This window comes from Mariniflexile sp. HMF6888, from assembly GCF_044335535.1.
Lineage (GTDB): Bacteria > Bacteroidota > Bacteroidia > Flavobacteriales > Flavobacteriaceae > Mariniflexile.
On the sequence record NZ_JBIQVZ010000007.1, the window covers coordinates 88,972 to 103,241 of the forward strand.

The 14,270-nt window shown below is 33.0% G+C and carries 15 protein-coding genes; 5 read left to right on the top strand and 10 right to left on the bottom strand.

All coding sequences use genetic code 11. The features are described from left to right. Positions 1–61 precede the first annotated feature (61 nt). Positions 62–952 carry a 3-hydroxybutyryl-CoA dehydrogenase gene (locus ACGLWY_RS14735; protein WP_396620435.1) on the bottom strand — a complete coding sequence of 297 codons (891 nt, stop codon included), beginning with the start codon at positions 950–952 and terminating at the stop codon, positions 62–64. 109 nt (positions 953–1,061) lie between these two features. Then, positions 1,062–2,021: a Gfo/Idh/MocA family protein gene (locus ACGLWY_RS14740; protein ID WP_396620501.1), complete on the bottom strand. Its 960-nt coding sequence runs from the start codon at positions 2,019–2,021 to the stop codon at positions 1,062–1,064. 318 nt (positions 2,022–2,339) lie between these two features. On the opposite strand from ACGLWY_RS14740, the gene ACGLWY_RS14745 reads away from it, so the two are divergent. After that, positions 2,340–2,981, top strand: coding sequence for a protein-L-isoaspartate(D-aspartate) O-methyltransferase (locus ACGLWY_RS14745; RefSeq protein ID WP_396620436.1), 642 nt, complete (start codon positions 2,340–2,342; stop codon positions 2,979–2,981). Positions 2,982–3,092: 111 nt separating this feature from the next. Here ACGLWY_RS14745 and ACGLWY_RS14750 read toward each other — a convergent pair whose 3' ends face one another. Then, positions 3,093–3,632 carry a hypothetical protein gene (locus ACGLWY_RS14750; RefSeq protein ID WP_396620437.1) on the bottom strand — a complete coding sequence of 180 codons (540 nt, stop codon included), beginning with the start codon at positions 3,630–3,632 and terminating at the stop codon, positions 3,093–3,095. A 94-nt stretch (positions 3,633–3,726) separates the two neighbouring features. After that, a complete protein-coding gene (gene smpB / locus ACGLWY_RS14755; protein ID WP_396620438.1) occupies positions 3,727–4,185 on the bottom strand; it encodes an SsrA-binding protein SmpB in 459 nt (152 codons plus the stop codon). 345 nt (positions 4,186–4,530) lie between these two features. On the opposite strand from smpB, the gene ACGLWY_RS14760 reads away from it, so the two are divergent. The 3 genes from ACGLWY_RS14760 to ACGLWY_RS14770 all read left to right on the top strand — a co-directional run bounded on the left by ACGLWY_RS14760 (position 4,531) and on the right by ACGLWY_RS14770 (position 8,895). Next, complete coding sequence (locus ACGLWY_RS14760; protein WP_396620439.1) at positions 4,531–6,123, top strand: S41 family peptidase; 1,593 nt, start codon at positions 4,531–4,533, stop codon at positions 6,121–6,123. A gap of 159 nt (positions 6,124–6,282) precedes the next feature. Further along, on the top strand, positions 6,283–7,683 hold the full coding sequence (gene lpdA / locus ACGLWY_RS14765; protein WP_396620440.1) for a dihydrolipoyl dehydrogenase: 1,401 nt from the start codon (positions 6,283–6,285) through the stop codon (positions 7,681–7,683). Between the two features lie 219 nt (positions 7,684–7,902). After that, a complete protein-coding gene (locus ACGLWY_RS14770) occupies positions 7,903–8,895 on the top strand; it encodes a hypothetical protein (RefSeq protein WP_396620441.1) in 993 nt (330 codons plus the stop codon). Between the two features lie 61 nt (positions 8,896–8,956). Here ACGLWY_RS14770 and ACGLWY_RS14775 read toward each other — a convergent pair whose 3' ends face one another. Both ACGLWY_RS14775 and ACGLWY_RS14780 read right to left on the bottom strand, forming a co-directional pair. Further along, positions 8,957–9,673 (bottom strand): LytR/AlgR family response regulator transcription factor, encoded by a 717-nt coding sequence (locus ACGLWY_RS14775; protein WP_396620442.1) that lies wholly within the window; start codon positions 9,671–9,673, stop codon positions 8,957–8,959. Beyond that, on the bottom strand, positions 9,674–10,777 hold the full coding sequence (locus tag ACGLWY_RS14780) for a sensor histidine kinase (protein ID WP_396620443.1): 1,104 nt from the start codon (positions 10,775–10,777) through the stop codon (positions 9,674–9,676). It abuts the gene before it with no gap. A 233-nt stretch (positions 10,778–11,010) separates the two neighbouring features. Here ACGLWY_RS14780 and ACGLWY_RS14785 point away from each other — a divergent pair, with 233 nt between their 5' ends. Continuing rightward, positions 11,011–11,415: a MotA/TolQ/ExbB proton channel family protein gene (locus ACGLWY_RS14785; RefSeq protein WP_396620444.1), complete on the top strand. Its 405-nt coding sequence runs from the start codon at positions 11,011–11,013 to the stop codon at positions 11,413–11,415. A gap of 17 nt (positions 11,416–11,432) precedes the next feature. Here the strand turns inward: ACGLWY_RS14785 and ACGLWY_RS14790 are convergent, their stop codons facing one another. From ACGLWY_RS14790 to ACGLWY_RS14805, 4 genes are all read right to left on the bottom strand, one after another. Beyond that, positions 11,433–11,918 (bottom strand): threonine/serine exporter family protein, encoded by a 486-nt coding sequence (locus ACGLWY_RS14790; RefSeq protein ID WP_396620445.1) that lies wholly within the window; start codon positions 11,916–11,918, stop codon positions 11,433–11,435. A gap of 4 nt (positions 11,919–11,922) precedes the next feature. Beyond that, on the bottom strand, positions 11,923–12,690 hold the full coding sequence (locus tag ACGLWY_RS14795) for a threonine/serine exporter ThrE family protein (RefSeq protein ID WP_396620446.1): 768 nt from the start codon (positions 12,688–12,690) through the stop codon (positions 11,923–11,925). A 303-nt stretch (positions 12,691–12,993) separates the two neighbouring features. Beyond that, entirely contained in the window at positions 12,994–13,647 is a 654-nt protein-coding gene (locus ACGLWY_RS14800; RefSeq protein ID WP_396620447.1) for a PrsW family intramembrane metalloprotease, read from the bottom strand. Beyond that, positions 13,644–14,207 (bottom strand): NUDIX domain-containing protein, encoded by a 564-nt coding sequence (locus ACGLWY_RS14805; protein WP_396620448.1) that lies wholly within the window; start codon positions 14,205–14,207, stop codon positions 13,644–13,646. The genes ACGLWY_RS14800 and ACGLWY_RS14805 overlap by 4 nt, the downstream gene beginning before the upstream one ends. Positions 14,208–14,270 lie beyond the last annotated feature (63 nt).

A 14,270-nucleotide genomic window follows, 5' to 3' on the forward strand; every position in this document is an offset into this window, starting at 1 on the left:
TTTTTGCTAGGTTTCAGTCTCAGCTATCAGTTTCAGTTCTGAAAACTGCGACTGTGACTGTTCATTTCAAAAACTGTCTAGAAATTCTTTCTGCTTTTTTGCTTTCGGAATAATCATAAAAACCTTCACCGGATTTTATGCCTAATTTACCAGCACGAACCATATTTACCAGTAATGGGCATGGAGCATATTTGGGGTTTTTGAAGCCGTCGTACATCACATGTAGTATGGATAGACAAACGTCCAAACCAATAAAATCGGCTAATTGTAATGGTCCCATGGGGTGTGCCATACCTAATTTCATAACAGTATCAATTTCATGCACACCGGCAACACCATTGTATAAGGTTTCAATGGATTCGTTAATCATGGGCATTAAAATGCGGTTGGCAACAAATCCTGGGTAATCATTCACTTCAACAGGGGTTTTACCAAGTGTTTTAGATAAATCCATAATGGTATGCGTTACAATATCACTGGTATTGTATCCACGAATAATTTCAACCAATTGCATGATAGGTACCGGATTCATAAAATGCATCCCAATGACCTTATCTGGTCTTGAGGTTACCGCTGCTATATGTGTTATTGAAATAGAGGAGGTGTTTGTAGCTAAAATACAGTCTTTAGCACAAGCCTCATCCAGTTGTTTGAAAATATTCAGTTTTAAATCCACGTTTTCGGTTGCCGCTTCAACAACCAAACTCACATTTTTAACACCTTCAGAAATACTAGTAAACGTGTTAATATTTTTAAGCGTGTCTTCTTTTTGAACCTCGGTAATGGTTTCTTTGGCAACCATTCTATCTAGGTTTCGAGTAATGGTAGCCATACCATTTTTAAGTGATGTTTCACTTATGTCAATTAAGTTAACCTCAAATCCACTTTGAGCAAAGGTATGTGCAATACCATTTCCCATAGTACCCGCACCAATTACTGCTATATTCTTCATTGAATAAGTTGTTTTGTTGTCCCTTTGAAGTAGGGAGTCTTATTATGTTTTTCGCTACTAAAGCACTAATATTTTAACAAATAATCATTCGTGAATTCGTGGCTGTTTTTTAAAAACAATTAATAATTTGAGTAGCAACACGCAAAGCCTCCGTACCATCATGAAGTGTGACTACAGGTGATGAATTTGTATTAATAGCATCGGCAAAAGCCTCTAATTCATCAAGAATGGAGTTGTTATTTTCAATATGCGGATTGTCAAAATATATTTGTTTTTTCTCACCTTCAGCATTTTGAAGCACCATATCAAAATCACCCGGATTTTCTGGGGCGTCTTTCATTTTAACCACTTCACATTTTTTTTCTAAAAAATCAACCGATATGTAGGCATCTTTTTGAAAGAAGCGTGCCTTACGCATTCTTTTAAGCGAAATTCTACTAGCAGTTAAGTTGGCTACACAACCATTTTCAAATTCAATACGCGCATTGGCAATATCGGGCGAGCTGCTAATTACCGCTACACCACTGGCACTAATGTTTTTGACTTTCGATTTTACAACGCTTAAAATAATATCGATATCATGAATCATTAAATCCAATACCACAGGTACGTCGGTACCACGTGGATTAAACTCTGCCAAACGATGTGTTTCAATAAACATAGGTGATTTGATATCATCCTTTACCGCTAAATATGCTGGGTTGAACCGTTCTACATGACCCACTTGTCCTCTAAGGTTATTTTTGGCAAGAAGTTCCCTGATATGCTCGGCCTCTTCAACGGTGTTCGTAATTGGCTTTTCAATAAAAATATGCTTTCCTTTCGAGATGGCTTTTTTAGCACAATCGTAATGCGATAGTGTGGGCGTTACAATATCCACCATATCTACGGCATCAATAAGTGCATCAATAGAATTGAAAAATTTATATCCAAATTCAGTTTCTACTTTTTTGCCATTGGTTTCATCGGCGTCATAAAAACCAACAAGCTCGTATTTATCAGATTGTTTAAGAAGTCTTAAATGAATTTTTCCAAGGTGGCCGGCACCAAGTACTCCAGCTTTTAACATCATATTTAACGTTTTCAACAAAAATATGATATTTAACACACGAATTTTAGTATTACATACGAAAATTTAGTTAAAAATAATTATTTAGGAGTTACCATAAGGGTCGAGCTTTCCATTTCATATATGTAGGATTCATGATTTCTTGATTTTCTATTTTCTTTCAGTAAAGTAGTCTTAAATCTTCAATCAGACACTAATGAAAAAGTATCTAATACAATTTGTAATCAGCACATTAAAAACAACATAAAATTAATTCCAATTTAAGCTTTATAACCTAAAAATGTTTGTTTAATTTTAACCTTATAAACTATACCAATCTTGAAAGACACTTTTAAACATAAAGGATTACGACAACAACTAGTTAATGTGTTAAAAAACAAAGGAATAATAAACGAATCCGTATTAGGAGCTATTGGCAAAGTGCCAAGACATTTGTTTATGGATTCTGGTTTTTTAGATTATGCGTACAAGGATATGGCTTTTCCTATTGCTGCAGACCAAACCATTTCGCAACCTTATACCGTGGCATTTCAAACCGAATTATTACAAGTAAAAAAAGAAGATAAAATTCTAGAAATTGGAACAGGAAGCGGTTACCAAACGGCCGTTTTATGTGAACTGGGTGCTAAAGTCTATAGTATAGAGCGCCAACAAGAGCTTTTTAAAAAAACAAGTAACTTTTTACCAAAATTAGGTTATCGAGCCAAGAAACTTATTTTTGGTGATGGTTATAAAGGCCTACAAGAAGAAGCTCCTTTTGATAGTATTATTGTGACTGCCGGTGCGCCTTTTGTGCCTAACCCGTTATTGAGTCAATTAAAAATAGGAGGCAGGTTAGTAATTCCTGTGGGCGGTGATGTACAAATCATGACTCTTTTTATTAGAAAAGACATCAAAGAATTTGAACAACACGAGTTCGGGGAATTTAGGTTTGTGCCTTTGTTAGAAGATAAGAATTAGGTGGTGGTTTTTGGTTGCTGGGTTCTGGGTTCTGGGTTTCCTTCAAAAAAATAAAAATAATACGAATCAGTTAGTTTTGCCTAATACCTAACACCCAGCACCTAACAACACCTACTTTGGTAAATAATTTCTAGGTATCGGGTTTATTCGGTTTTCGTTATCCCAAAAAACATTAATTATCCACCAGCGATTTCCGTCGTTAAGTAGTTGAATACTGTTAATACCTCGCATAAAAGGTTCGTCGTCAGTTTTATTGTGAAATGCTTCGAAAGTACTAAATACATGGGCTATATTACCAAAAGCATCAACGGTTCTGTGAATTTCTTTTTCAAAGAACCCTTTTTCAAGCATCCATTTACCCGAGCTTTTAATATAATCGTCTGGATTCATGTAGCGGATTTGAAATTTCCTTTCATTGTTTCTTCCCGAAGTAATTAATTTACCATCTGGGTGAAATAAAAACTTAAATAGTGCCCAATCTCTTTTTTTTTCTTTTTCACCAGAAATTACTTGATATAAAGAATTGACGGTGCTATCTATGGTTAGCACGTTTTCAGTATAATCCTTTGGAGCTTCTTTACCTTTTTCTTGAGATTGTATGGTTGTAGATATAAAAGAAATTAAAACCAGAAGTAGCAGTTTTTTTATCATTTTAAACAGATTATTTACCTAATAAGTATGTTTATAATTAATTTTATGAAGTGGTTAAGACTTTTTCGTTTCAATTAAAAAGCTTAAACCATTTCTATTTGAAATTTTTCTTTATACGATCCAAATCGCGTTTATTATCGCGGTCTTTTAACGTTTCGCGTTTATCATAAAGTTTCTTACCTTTTGCTAAGGCAATCTCCATTTTAGCATAGCCTTTTTCATTAATAAACAAGCGTAACGGGATAATGGTAAGTCCCGAACTTTGAACTTCTTTATGCAATTTTTTAAGTTCCCGTTTATTTAAAAGCAATTTTCGTTCCGCTTTTGGACGGTGGTTGTAATAATTTCCAAATGCGTATTCTTCAATAGTAGCATTAATTACAAAAAGTTCGCCTTTTTCGTTAAACTCACAAAAACTTTCAGCAATAGAAGCTTTACTGCTTCTAATCGATTTTATTTCGGTACCCGTTAGCACAATGCCAGCAGTGTACTTATCTAAAATGTCATATAGAAAGCGTGCTTTTTTATTTTGTATGTTTATATTTTTTTGCATCGACCACAAAGCTACATAAATTTATTTTTAGGGACTGCCTAAGTTTTGTTTTTGGAATATTTTATAGAGTATTTTTTTGTCAGACAGGGCCGAGCGTATAAAAAAGGTATGGGGGAGACCTTTTTAGCGAAGGAGCCAGACTGTCGCGAGGGTGAGGTACATAGCCACGAACCGAAAAATAGCTGAAGTATGGTGGAAAAAGGCACATAAAAGAGCAAAGGGTAAAACTTAAGCAGTCTCTTAGGCCCACATACCATTTTATTGAAACGTTAAATAAAAAGAAAACCTTTTTCAATTGATCAAAATACAAGTAATTTACATAAGCTTAAAATTGTAAGGCAGCGTATGAAAAAACAATTCCTATTTTATGTCGTTTTAATAGTTTTGGTTTCCTGCGGAAGCATTAAAAAGCATAATGAGCAAATTACAAAGCCTCAGCCAGTTGAAGATTTAAGGCATGATGTCGATAAGGTTTACAATCAATTAAAAAAGCACCATCCCAAATTATATCAATATACCTCTAAAGAGGTTTTGGATTTTAAGTTCGATAGTTTAAAAACGTCTATAACAACTCCAATAACGTCGCGCGAGTTTTATAAAAAATTAGCACCAGTAGTAGCTCAAATAAAACAAGGACATATTTCTGTTGGTTCGGTAAGTAAACGTTATACAAAGAAAGAGCGGAAAGCATTAAAGAAACGAAAATTCGAATTTTACGATTTGGAATTTGAATATTTGGATAACAAACTTTGGGTGGTCGGAACCAGAGGAAAAGACTCCACATTTATAGGAAGCGAAGTACTTAAAATTGAGGATGACATTGCAACAAACTTAGTGGAACAATATAAAACCCGATTTACATCCGATGGTTATAACCAAACCCTATACAACAGAGCGGTAAGCAACCATTTTTCTACGTTATATTATAAAGACAAAGGCTTTTTGGATAGTTTGAAAATTGAATTCAAACAAAAAGACTCTGTCTTTACAAAAACTTTTAGACGTATCTTAAGAGATGAAAAAACGAACAAAAACGATTCTTTAGCAAAGGGAGCCCCTGAAAAATTAACCAAAAAAGAAAAGCAGCAAAATCGTATGGCTGCGAAAAGGAAACGTAAGGAAAACCGAAAACGCGGTTTTATAACTGCAACAAAAGAATATACCCGAAATTTTAATTTTATTGGAAAGGATAGCACGGTTGCTTACATGAAAATCCGGGGATTTAGCAATGGTAATTACAGGAAATTTTATAAAGAAAGTTTTAAGAAAATAGACGCACTAAAAACCGAGCATCTTATTTTGGATTTACGGGATAACGGCGGCGGAAGAATTACCGAAGTAGATTATCTTTATTCATTTTTAACTAACAAAAAATATAAATTGGTTGAAGGCAGTGAAGTAAACAGCCGTTTGCCTTATTTTAAATATTTAATGAGCAACACCACATCCATTGTGGTTAAAGCATCAACCATTGTTCTTTCTCCTATAATCATTGCCCAAAATTTAATTAAAACGAAGAAGAAAGACGGTAGGATTTATTATAATTTCAGGTTTTCAAAAGAAAAAGAACCCCATCCTTTAAATTACAAAGGCCAGTTGTATGTTATAATCAATGGAAACTCTTTTTCGGCATCGTCACTACTATCCACCCATTTAAAAGCCAATAAAAGAGCTGTTTTTATAGGCGAGGAAACGGGTGGTGCCTACAATGGCTGTGTTGCAGGTATTTATAAAATTCACGAAATGCCAAACTCTAAACTAAAAATAAGAATGGGATTAATGCAAATTGAATCATCCTATAAACAAACGCCCGATGGTTATGGTATAATGCCCGATGTTGAAATTGTTCCTACCATTGAAGACCGAAACCAGCATAAAGACCCCGAATTGGATTGGATATTAAATGCTATAAAAACAGATGAAAAATTGTTGGAATAAAACGAGTTGGTTTAAAAGATTCTTATCTATAACGGGTTTTATTTTCAATGTAATAGAAATGACAATTACAACTATTTAAGATTTCTTTTTTATTGTCTTACCATAAAACATTTGTATTTTTGTTTTCGATTTTTAATAAACGAACTTCAATAATATAATATGAATTCATACGATGTAGCCGTTATTGGCTCGGGTCCTGGAGGCTATGTGGCAGCCATTCGTTGCGCACAATTGGGCATGAAAACTGCCATTATAGAAAAGTACAATACACTTGGTGGCACTTGCTTAAACGTGGGCTGTATTCCAAGTAAAGCGCTTTTGGATTCTTCTCATCATTACGAAGATGCCATCAAGCATTTTGAAGAACACGGTATTGAAATTCCTGGCGATATTAAAGTAAATCTTGAAAAAATGATTGCCCGTAAACAAGCTGTGGTAGATCAAACAACAGGTGGTATTGATTTTTTAATGAAGAAGAACAATATTGATGTGTATCAAGGCTTAGGAAGCTTTAAAGATGCCACCCATATTACCGTTTCAGGTGATGAAACTCTTGAAATTGAAGCCAAAAACACCATTATAGCTACAGGAAGCAAGCCTTCAAGTTTACCGTTTATCAATATTGATAAAGAGCGTATTATAACATCTACTGAAGCTTTAAAACTTAAGGAAATACCAAAACATTTAATCGTTATTGGAGGTGGTGTTATTGGTTTGGAGTTGGGTCAGGTTTACAAACGTTTGGGTGCTGAGGTATCGGTTATTGAGTTTATGGATCGTATCATTCCAACGATGGATGCTGGTCTTTCAAAAGAACTTAATAAAGTATTGAAGAAACAAAAATTCAATATTAATATATCCCATAAAGTAAAATCTGTAGAGCGTGTTGGCAATGAAATTATTGTAAAGGCAGATAATAAAAAAGGGGAAGAAATTGAATTTAGAGGTGATTACTGCTTAGTATCTGTAGGACGTCGTCCGTATACAGACGGATTGAATGCTGAAGCTGCTGGTGTAAAATTAACAGATAGAGGTCAAATAGAAGTAAACGACCATCTACAAACAAGTGCTTCCAACATTTACGCTATTGGAGATGTGGTAAAAGGGGCGATGTTAGCACATAAAGCTGAAGAAGAAGGTGTATTTGTTGCCGAAACGTTGGCAGGACAAAAACCACATATCGATTATAACTTAATTCCGGGTGTTGTTTATACATGGCCAGAAGTTGCTGCGGTTGGTAAAACCGAAGAGCAATTAAAAGAAGCTGGTGTTGAATACAAAACGGGGTCTTTTCCAATGCGTGCTTTAGGTAGAAGTAGAGCCAGTATGGATTTAGATGGTTTTGTTAAGATTTTAGCAGATAAGAAAACCGATGAAATTTTAGGCGTACACATGATTGGTGCCCGTGCTGCCGACATGATTGCTGAAGCAGTTGTTGCTATGGAATTCAGAGCATCAGCTGAAGATGTATCCCGTATGAGCCATGCACACCCAACATTTACCGAAGCTATCAAAGAAGCAGCTTTAGCGGCTACTGACGATAGAGCATTGCATATATAGTATTCCTGCGATCCCGATAGCTATCGGGAAGGAATCTTTTGATAATAAAAGAGGCTGTCTAAAAAGTCTAGTTCTATGTTCATATTGAGCTTGTCGAAATATTTTAACTTACTGATAACCAATATCGGTTTCGACAAGCTCAACCTGACAAATTAAATTTAAAGAACTTTTTAGACAGCCTCTTTTATTTTTTAAATATAAAATAAATTAGCTCGTTGTATGTGGGGTATAAATAAAATCAAATTCATTTTTATTAGCTGTGTTATAACAAAATTAATTACCTCTTGTGATGCTAATTCAGATAAGCCACAATTTATATTTACAGATCCTTGTGAAATGCTTATGCCCACACCAGACAGTTTAAAATATTTGCCTGTATATGATAAACCCCTAATAAGTTCGCCATCTAATCCTAATTCTCCTATATTTTTTTCTAATGAAATAGTTGAAATTAAATGGGATTTACCTATAGACTTATGGAATAGTGAACTACAAATTATTGAGCTTGATAAACCATATGATTGTTTTGATTACCAGAAATTTCATTTGTTAAATAATATACCAACTGCTGGTTATGGTAATCAATTTGTTCACTATTATCAATTAAGTCCGTACAATGGTGTAATCACAGATTCTGTTTTTGTGGCATACAGAATAAGAACTACAGATATTAGTTATCCGCAAAAATATAGTTTATGGACCGATGTGAGAACATTTACTATTGTACCACTCGCTAACCTTAAAAAAGACGTCATTACAGTTTCCTATGATTTTAATTTTACTACTGAAGAGACAGGGGAATATTATTATTCAGGAGTTTTAAAAAAAGATAATTATAAGTTGGTTGATATAGCGATAGATAATAATTTAAATTTAGATAAAATTCGACTCATAAGGCCTATAGAGTTTACAACTAATTTTGTAACAAAGAATGAAAATAATAGCAATCCTTTTACGAGAATAATGCTTGGTTTTAATGAAGATTTTGAGATTAATAAAGAGTTCTATCCTTTTGAAGTGTTTGCAGATGTTTATCCTGGATCCTATGAGGAAAGTCCAGTATTAGGAAGATTATACAATACTAATTCTGGAAATTTTATTTCTGAAATAAATGATTATGATTTAAAAGTTGCATATAAATTAGAAACTGTACCAGAAAAACAACATGAAATAATTATCAATTTAACATACGAAGTTTATAGCGATTATTAAAATAAATTTGGCTAATCTTTTTTACCTATTTCCGTTTATTGTAGTTTTTTATCGCCTTGATTTAATACCGTTCCAACCGTTCCAAAACCTCTTTTTTGTAACTTCTACTAATCGTTAAGGCTTTATGGTTAATGACCACATGTTCGTTAGTAAAGGAGTTGATATATGCAATTGAAATGATATAGGAGCGATGGATTCTTAAAAATTGATTGTTTGGAAGTTTAGCCTCAATGGCACTAATCGTTTCCCGTGTAACTATAATTTCGTTTTTTAAGTGAATTTTAATGTAATCACTAAAACTTTCAATATAAATAATAGTTTCAAAATCTATTTTAATCATGCGTCTGTCTGAACGGACAAACATAAAACTATTAGATTCTAAAGGTTTTTCATTAGTTGTTTTAGGTTGGTGATATACTTCAAAATAGGTATTTATGCTTTGTAACAAGCGTTCAAAAGAAATGGGTTTTAATAAATAATCAACTGCCTGAAGCTCAAAACCCTCCACGGCATAATCGCGATAGGCCGTTGTGAATATGATTTTAATGTTTTTATTAATAGACCTAGCCAATGAAATTCCCGAAATCTCGGGCATATTAATGTCTAAAAAAAGCAAATCAATAGTATGGGTACGAATGATATTGAAAGCTTCCATGGCATTGCTACAACTTTTTACAATGGTAACATTTTCAATCTTTGAAATATGGGTTGCTATAACGTCCCTTGCGATAGCTTCATCATCAACAATTAAGCAGGATATGTTTTTTTGGTTTTGCAATTAGCTATGTTTTAGTATCAGGGTTACTTTAAAAAGATCTTCTTTGTTGTCAACTTTTAGAATGTAATGGTCTTTGTATAGAAGGTCAAGCCGTTTTTGAATATTTTGCAATCCGATGCCTTTATTTGGTATTTCACTTTTTGAACTTGTGTTTTCTATTGAAAAATGTATGTTTTCCTTAGTACAGGAGATATCAATTTTAATGGTTAAAATACTGTTTTTTAATCTACCATGCTTAAAACTATTTTCCACAAATGTTAGTAGTAACATGGGGGCAATTTTTACTCGATAATCGAGATTTGAATGCTCCGAGGTTTGCTTCGAATTTTCAATGTTCTTCTTATAAATGCCTCGTGGGTTTTCCTTGAGATCGTTGACGGATTCAATACCATTATTACAATTAAAACTAACAAAAAGGGTATTGTTGAATCGCATTTTTTCTAATTCAATATAGTCTTTAATATGATTTATTTCATCTGTTAAAAGCACAAAGGGTTTATCAATTTGATAGAGTAAATAATCCAGTAAATTAGATAGTTTTAATATCATTTCAGGAGTTTCATCAGCTTTTTTTAAAGCAAAGCCATATAGCGTATTTAGGGTATTAAATAAAAAATGGGGATGAATTTGCATTTTCAGATAATTCAATTCCTGCTCTTTTAGTTTTAATTGGGCTTCTAGAATTTTGGTTTCTAACTTTTTGGTTTTTTCAGCGTGATTTAAATTTAGTTTTAATAATTTAAAGGCACTAACAATAATAACTACTAGGTATACGGCAGTGCCAACAAACAATAAGTTTCTGCTGATGGGTGCCATATTTGCATATTGAAAGTTGGATAGATAAATCAATCCATAAAAAACAGAAATTACAATAAGGTAGGCAGAAATTATAAAGGTATATATGCTGTATAATCCAAAACGAAAATACCGTTTTGTTATAAGGTATTCGGGGATTATTTTATAAATTAAAACATAGGTCGTTGTAATGGTAATGGGCATTAAAAATAAGGAGAATGATAAGATATAATTAAAGTTGGTACTATTAAAACCAAAAAAGTAAGTGTAAAATAACAAAACACCACACCAAAATAATATATGTAGCAATAGCTGACCTATTTTTTTTATAATGAATTGTCTTTTTAACATCTTTACCAAATATCAATACAATGATAGCATATTTTTATAGCTATTTTGTTTTTTGTAGACGAATAACCAATTAAGCAATTGTTTTAACATATTGTTATTTAAATCACTAAATTGGTCATCTATCGCATTTTAATTTGAGTCAAACATTTACATTTTAAGTTTGTAGCATGTTTAATTTAAATCAAATAATTATGAATATGTTAGTAATCAGTACTCAGAATCCTTCAATTGGTGGTGAATTAGCCAAAAGGTTTAACGAAGGTGGTCCATTTTTTATGTCCCTTATTTTAATTTCCTTATTGCTGTCCATTTTCTTTTTAATTAAGGCAGCTCTACGTTTAAATAAAGATGGGGCGACGTTTAAAAAAATGATTTCTTTGGTATCAGACATGAGTCTGTTAGGATTGGTGCTAGGAATTTTAGCATCCATAATGGGTATGATAGAGGCCTTTGATACCCTTGAAGGTACGGGTGATATTTCTAAGATGGGAGGCGGGTTAAAAGTCACCTTTTTAACGATGCTGTTTGGTACGTTTACGTTTATTATTTCTAGAATTGGAATTGTTATATTGAAAGGGCTTCAGAAAAGTTCATAGTGTTTGTGTTTTTCAGGCTAACCCTCAATCTTCTTAACCGTACTTTTTCTTAATAAAAGCAAGGGTAACGAAATGCCGGCAGTTATCGAAATCAATATAAAAAACATGGTAAATCCGTTAGAGAAAATAGAATCTATAAGCGCTATTCTTTTAACAGTATCTTTTTCTATAAAAATAAAATTCATAACAGATAAAACGGTTTCATAAGCAAAATAACCAGGAATCATAGGTATTACTGGTGGAACACAAAAAACCACTGGTGGGTGGTGTATTTTATGCGCGGTTGGGATACTAATAATAGCAACAAAAAATACCGCAATAAAAGTGGACAATACAATGTGTATGTCAAATTTTAAGAGTGTAAATTTTATTAAACCAGCGAAAAAGCCTAAAACAAAAACAGTCACAATAGTTCCTTTTGGAATGTTGAAAAGTATTCCGAACCCTAATGCTGCCACTCCAGACCAAACAGCAACTTCTAATAATTTTATTATAATGTCCATCATATTAGTTTAATTGAAAAATGAGCATAGTTATAAATAAGCCTAGTGCAATAGCCAAAACCGTCATAAGTCCTGTTGTAAAGCGTACCATGCCATTTATTATATTATTGTCTAATAAATCGGTGAATGAATTAATTAAAGCGACACCGGGCACCAAGTACAAAATAGAGGTAGCTAAAGCTGTTTGGGGGTTTGCACCAATATTGTAAACAATACCAACACTTGCGCATAAAGAGGCTATAAATGAGCCAAAAAATATCCGAATATATACATTGAACTTTTCTTTATGGGTCAACTGAAAAACAAGTAAACCAATAAATGTGCTTATAAAAGCCACAAGCATATTCAAATAATCACCTTTAAAAATATTGCAAAACCCAGCACCGGCCAAACTCACAGCTATAAGGACCGTTAGTTTCGAATATCTTTTTTGGGTTTTTATTTTTTCAATGTCATTGGAAATTTGTTCGAGTGTCCAGTTTTCGTTTACTGCGCTCCAACTGGCTTTACTAATAGCAGAAATTATAGAAAAATTGATGGCATACGGTGGAATATTCTTTACTCTCGTACAACTTTGGGTTGAATCTTCCTCATATAAAGTCATAATAATACTTTTATGGCTTATAAAGCAGGAGGTTTTAAAATTTAAACCAGCAGCAAATCTATTAATGCTCAAATTGACTCGTATCGTATTAGCTCCAGAAACCATAAGGAGTGATGCTATCTCTAAAAGTAAGTTTGTGGTTTTTATTAATTCTTTTGAAGTATTCATTTTTTATAAGATTTATTTTAGTGCATGACAAAAATTAAAGAGTGTTACATTGAGGTATTATTTTTATTCTAAAAAAAAGCAATATAAATTGATGTTTAGTTTATCAGACTAAGCACTTCTACAAGCTCAGCACAGGCTTTGTCGAAGTCCTAATTACCTAACATTATTGTTTATTTGTTGATTCGTTGATTTGACTATTTACTAGTGGCTATTTTGTATTGTTAATCATTAATCATTAATTGATATTTGGATTTTTGTCATGTACTAAAAATATTTATGAACATTAAACTTTAAAATTAGAATTCAATTGATGTTTTTAATGGCTTTTCTAGACAAAATAATCCCTATAAGTAGCGATATAAAGGCACCTATCCAAACCCCTGGAATAAAGTCTATAAACAAGAAAAAGTTATAGGCTCCATGAAAAATAATGGCAAGTAACAATCCAACTAAATTCAAGACTGTTTTATTTTTAGAAAATTTTGCTTTTCCCATAAAGTAGCCCATTAAAATACCAAACGTGGCATGTGCTGGCACTGTGGTAAAGGCTCTTAAAACAGCTGTAGGCATACCACTTTCCAGCGCATAGAAAATGTTTTCGGTAGCGGCAAAACCCATCGATACCATAACCGCATATACAATTCCATCAAAAGGTTCATCAAATTCTTTATGAGTCTGCGCGTAATAACGAACAATAAGGTATTTGCTCAATTCTTCAGTAAAGCCAACTACAAAAAAAGCTTTTATAAATTGTTGTAAAACACTGGTTTGGTTTGTAAGAGGCAAGAGTATACTAAACCCGTAATACATAACGGTTGTTATGAGAATACTCACTATGGCTCCTAATAAAAAATTATACAGCAATAAACGTTTGGGTTCTTTCTTGTATTTATCTTTTAAATAGATGTAGAGTACAATAATAAGCGTGGGAGCAATGGCAAAAAGGAGCAAGTTCATGAGGTGGATTTAGACAGTTTTTCCATAATAGATTGCCATACCAATTGGTAATACGGTTTATTTGAAGGTACAAAGTGATTGTCTTCACCAATATTTTCTATAAGTTTTTTAAAGGCATCGAGCGTAACAAATTTTAAAGCCTCAACCTCTTCTTCTTGAATTGTTAATTTTGAAAGCGGTACGGTGATTTCGACAATAAAGGTATTATGAAATTCATTGTCTATCATCCCATTTTCATACGATTGAAAACATTTAAAAACACCAATAGGTTGTAAATCACTTTCTGAAACTACGATGCCAATTTCTTCTTCAGCTTCTCTAATAGCACTTTGTTTTGGAGTCTCGCCTGCATCAATATGTCCTGCAACCGATACGTCCCACATAAGCGGACAAATACTTTTTTTTGCTGAACGTTGCGATAATAGTACCTCGCCATCCTTGGTGTAAAACCAAACGTGCGCCGTATGGTGGAAATAACCTTTTTGATGAATTACTGATTTCAATTCCGATTTTCCCGTAGGGTTTCCGTGTTCATCAACAATGTCTATGTATTCGTCCATGAAATAAATTCATTTAAAAAGGAGGCTATCTTCTAAAAAGTCCTTTAAATTTAATTTGTCAGG

Excerpts from the sequence above, each read along its gene's own strand:
- ACGLWY_RS14795 (WP_396620446.1), bottom strand. The coding sequence starts at position 12,690 with ATGAATACTTCAAAAGAATTAATAAAAACCACAAACTTACTTTTAGAG.
- ACGLWY_RS14790 (WP_396620445.1), bottom strand. The coding sequence starts at position 11,918 with ATGGACATTATAATAAAATTATTAGAAGTTGCTGTTTGGTCTGGAGTG.
- smpB (WP_396620438.1), bottom strand. The coding sequence starts at position 4,185 with ATGCAAAAAAATATAAACATACAAAATAAAAAAGCACGCTTTCTATAT.
- ACGLWY_RS14785 (WP_396620444.1), top strand. The coding sequence starts at position 11,011 with ATGAATATGTTAGTAATCAGTACTCAGAATCCTTCAATTGGTGGTGAA.
- ACGLWY_RS14735 (WP_396620435.1), bottom strand. The coding sequence starts at position 952 with ATGAAGAATATAGCAGTAATTGGTGCGGGTACTATGGGAAATGGTATT.
- ACGLWY_RS14800 (WP_396620447.1), bottom strand. The coding sequence starts at position 13,647 with ATGAACTTGCTCCTTTTTGCCATTGCTCCCACGCTTATTATTGTACTC.
- lpdA (WP_396620440.1), top strand. The coding sequence starts at position 6,283 with ATGAATTCATACGATGTAGCCGTTATTGGCTCGGGTCCTGGAGGCTAT.
- ACGLWY_RS14740 (WP_396620501.1), bottom strand. The coding sequence starts at position 2,021 with ATGTTAAAAGCTGGAGTACTTGGTGCCGGCCACCTTGGAAAAATTCAT.
- ACGLWY_RS14750 (WP_396620437.1), bottom strand. The coding sequence starts at position 3,632 with ATGATAAAAAAACTGCTACTTCTGGTTTTAATTTCTTTTATATCTACA.
- ACGLWY_RS14805 (WP_396620448.1), bottom strand. The coding sequence starts at position 14,207 with ATGGACGAATACATAGACATTGTTGATGAACACGGAAACCCTACGGGA.
- ACGLWY_RS14770 (WP_396620441.1), top strand. The coding sequence starts at position 7,903 with ATGTGGGGTATAAATAAAATCAAATTCATTTTTATTAGCTGTGTTATA.
- ACGLWY_RS14760 (WP_396620439.1), top strand. The coding sequence starts at position 4,531 with ATGAAAAAACAATTCCTATTTTATGTCGTTTTAATAGTTTTGGTTTCC.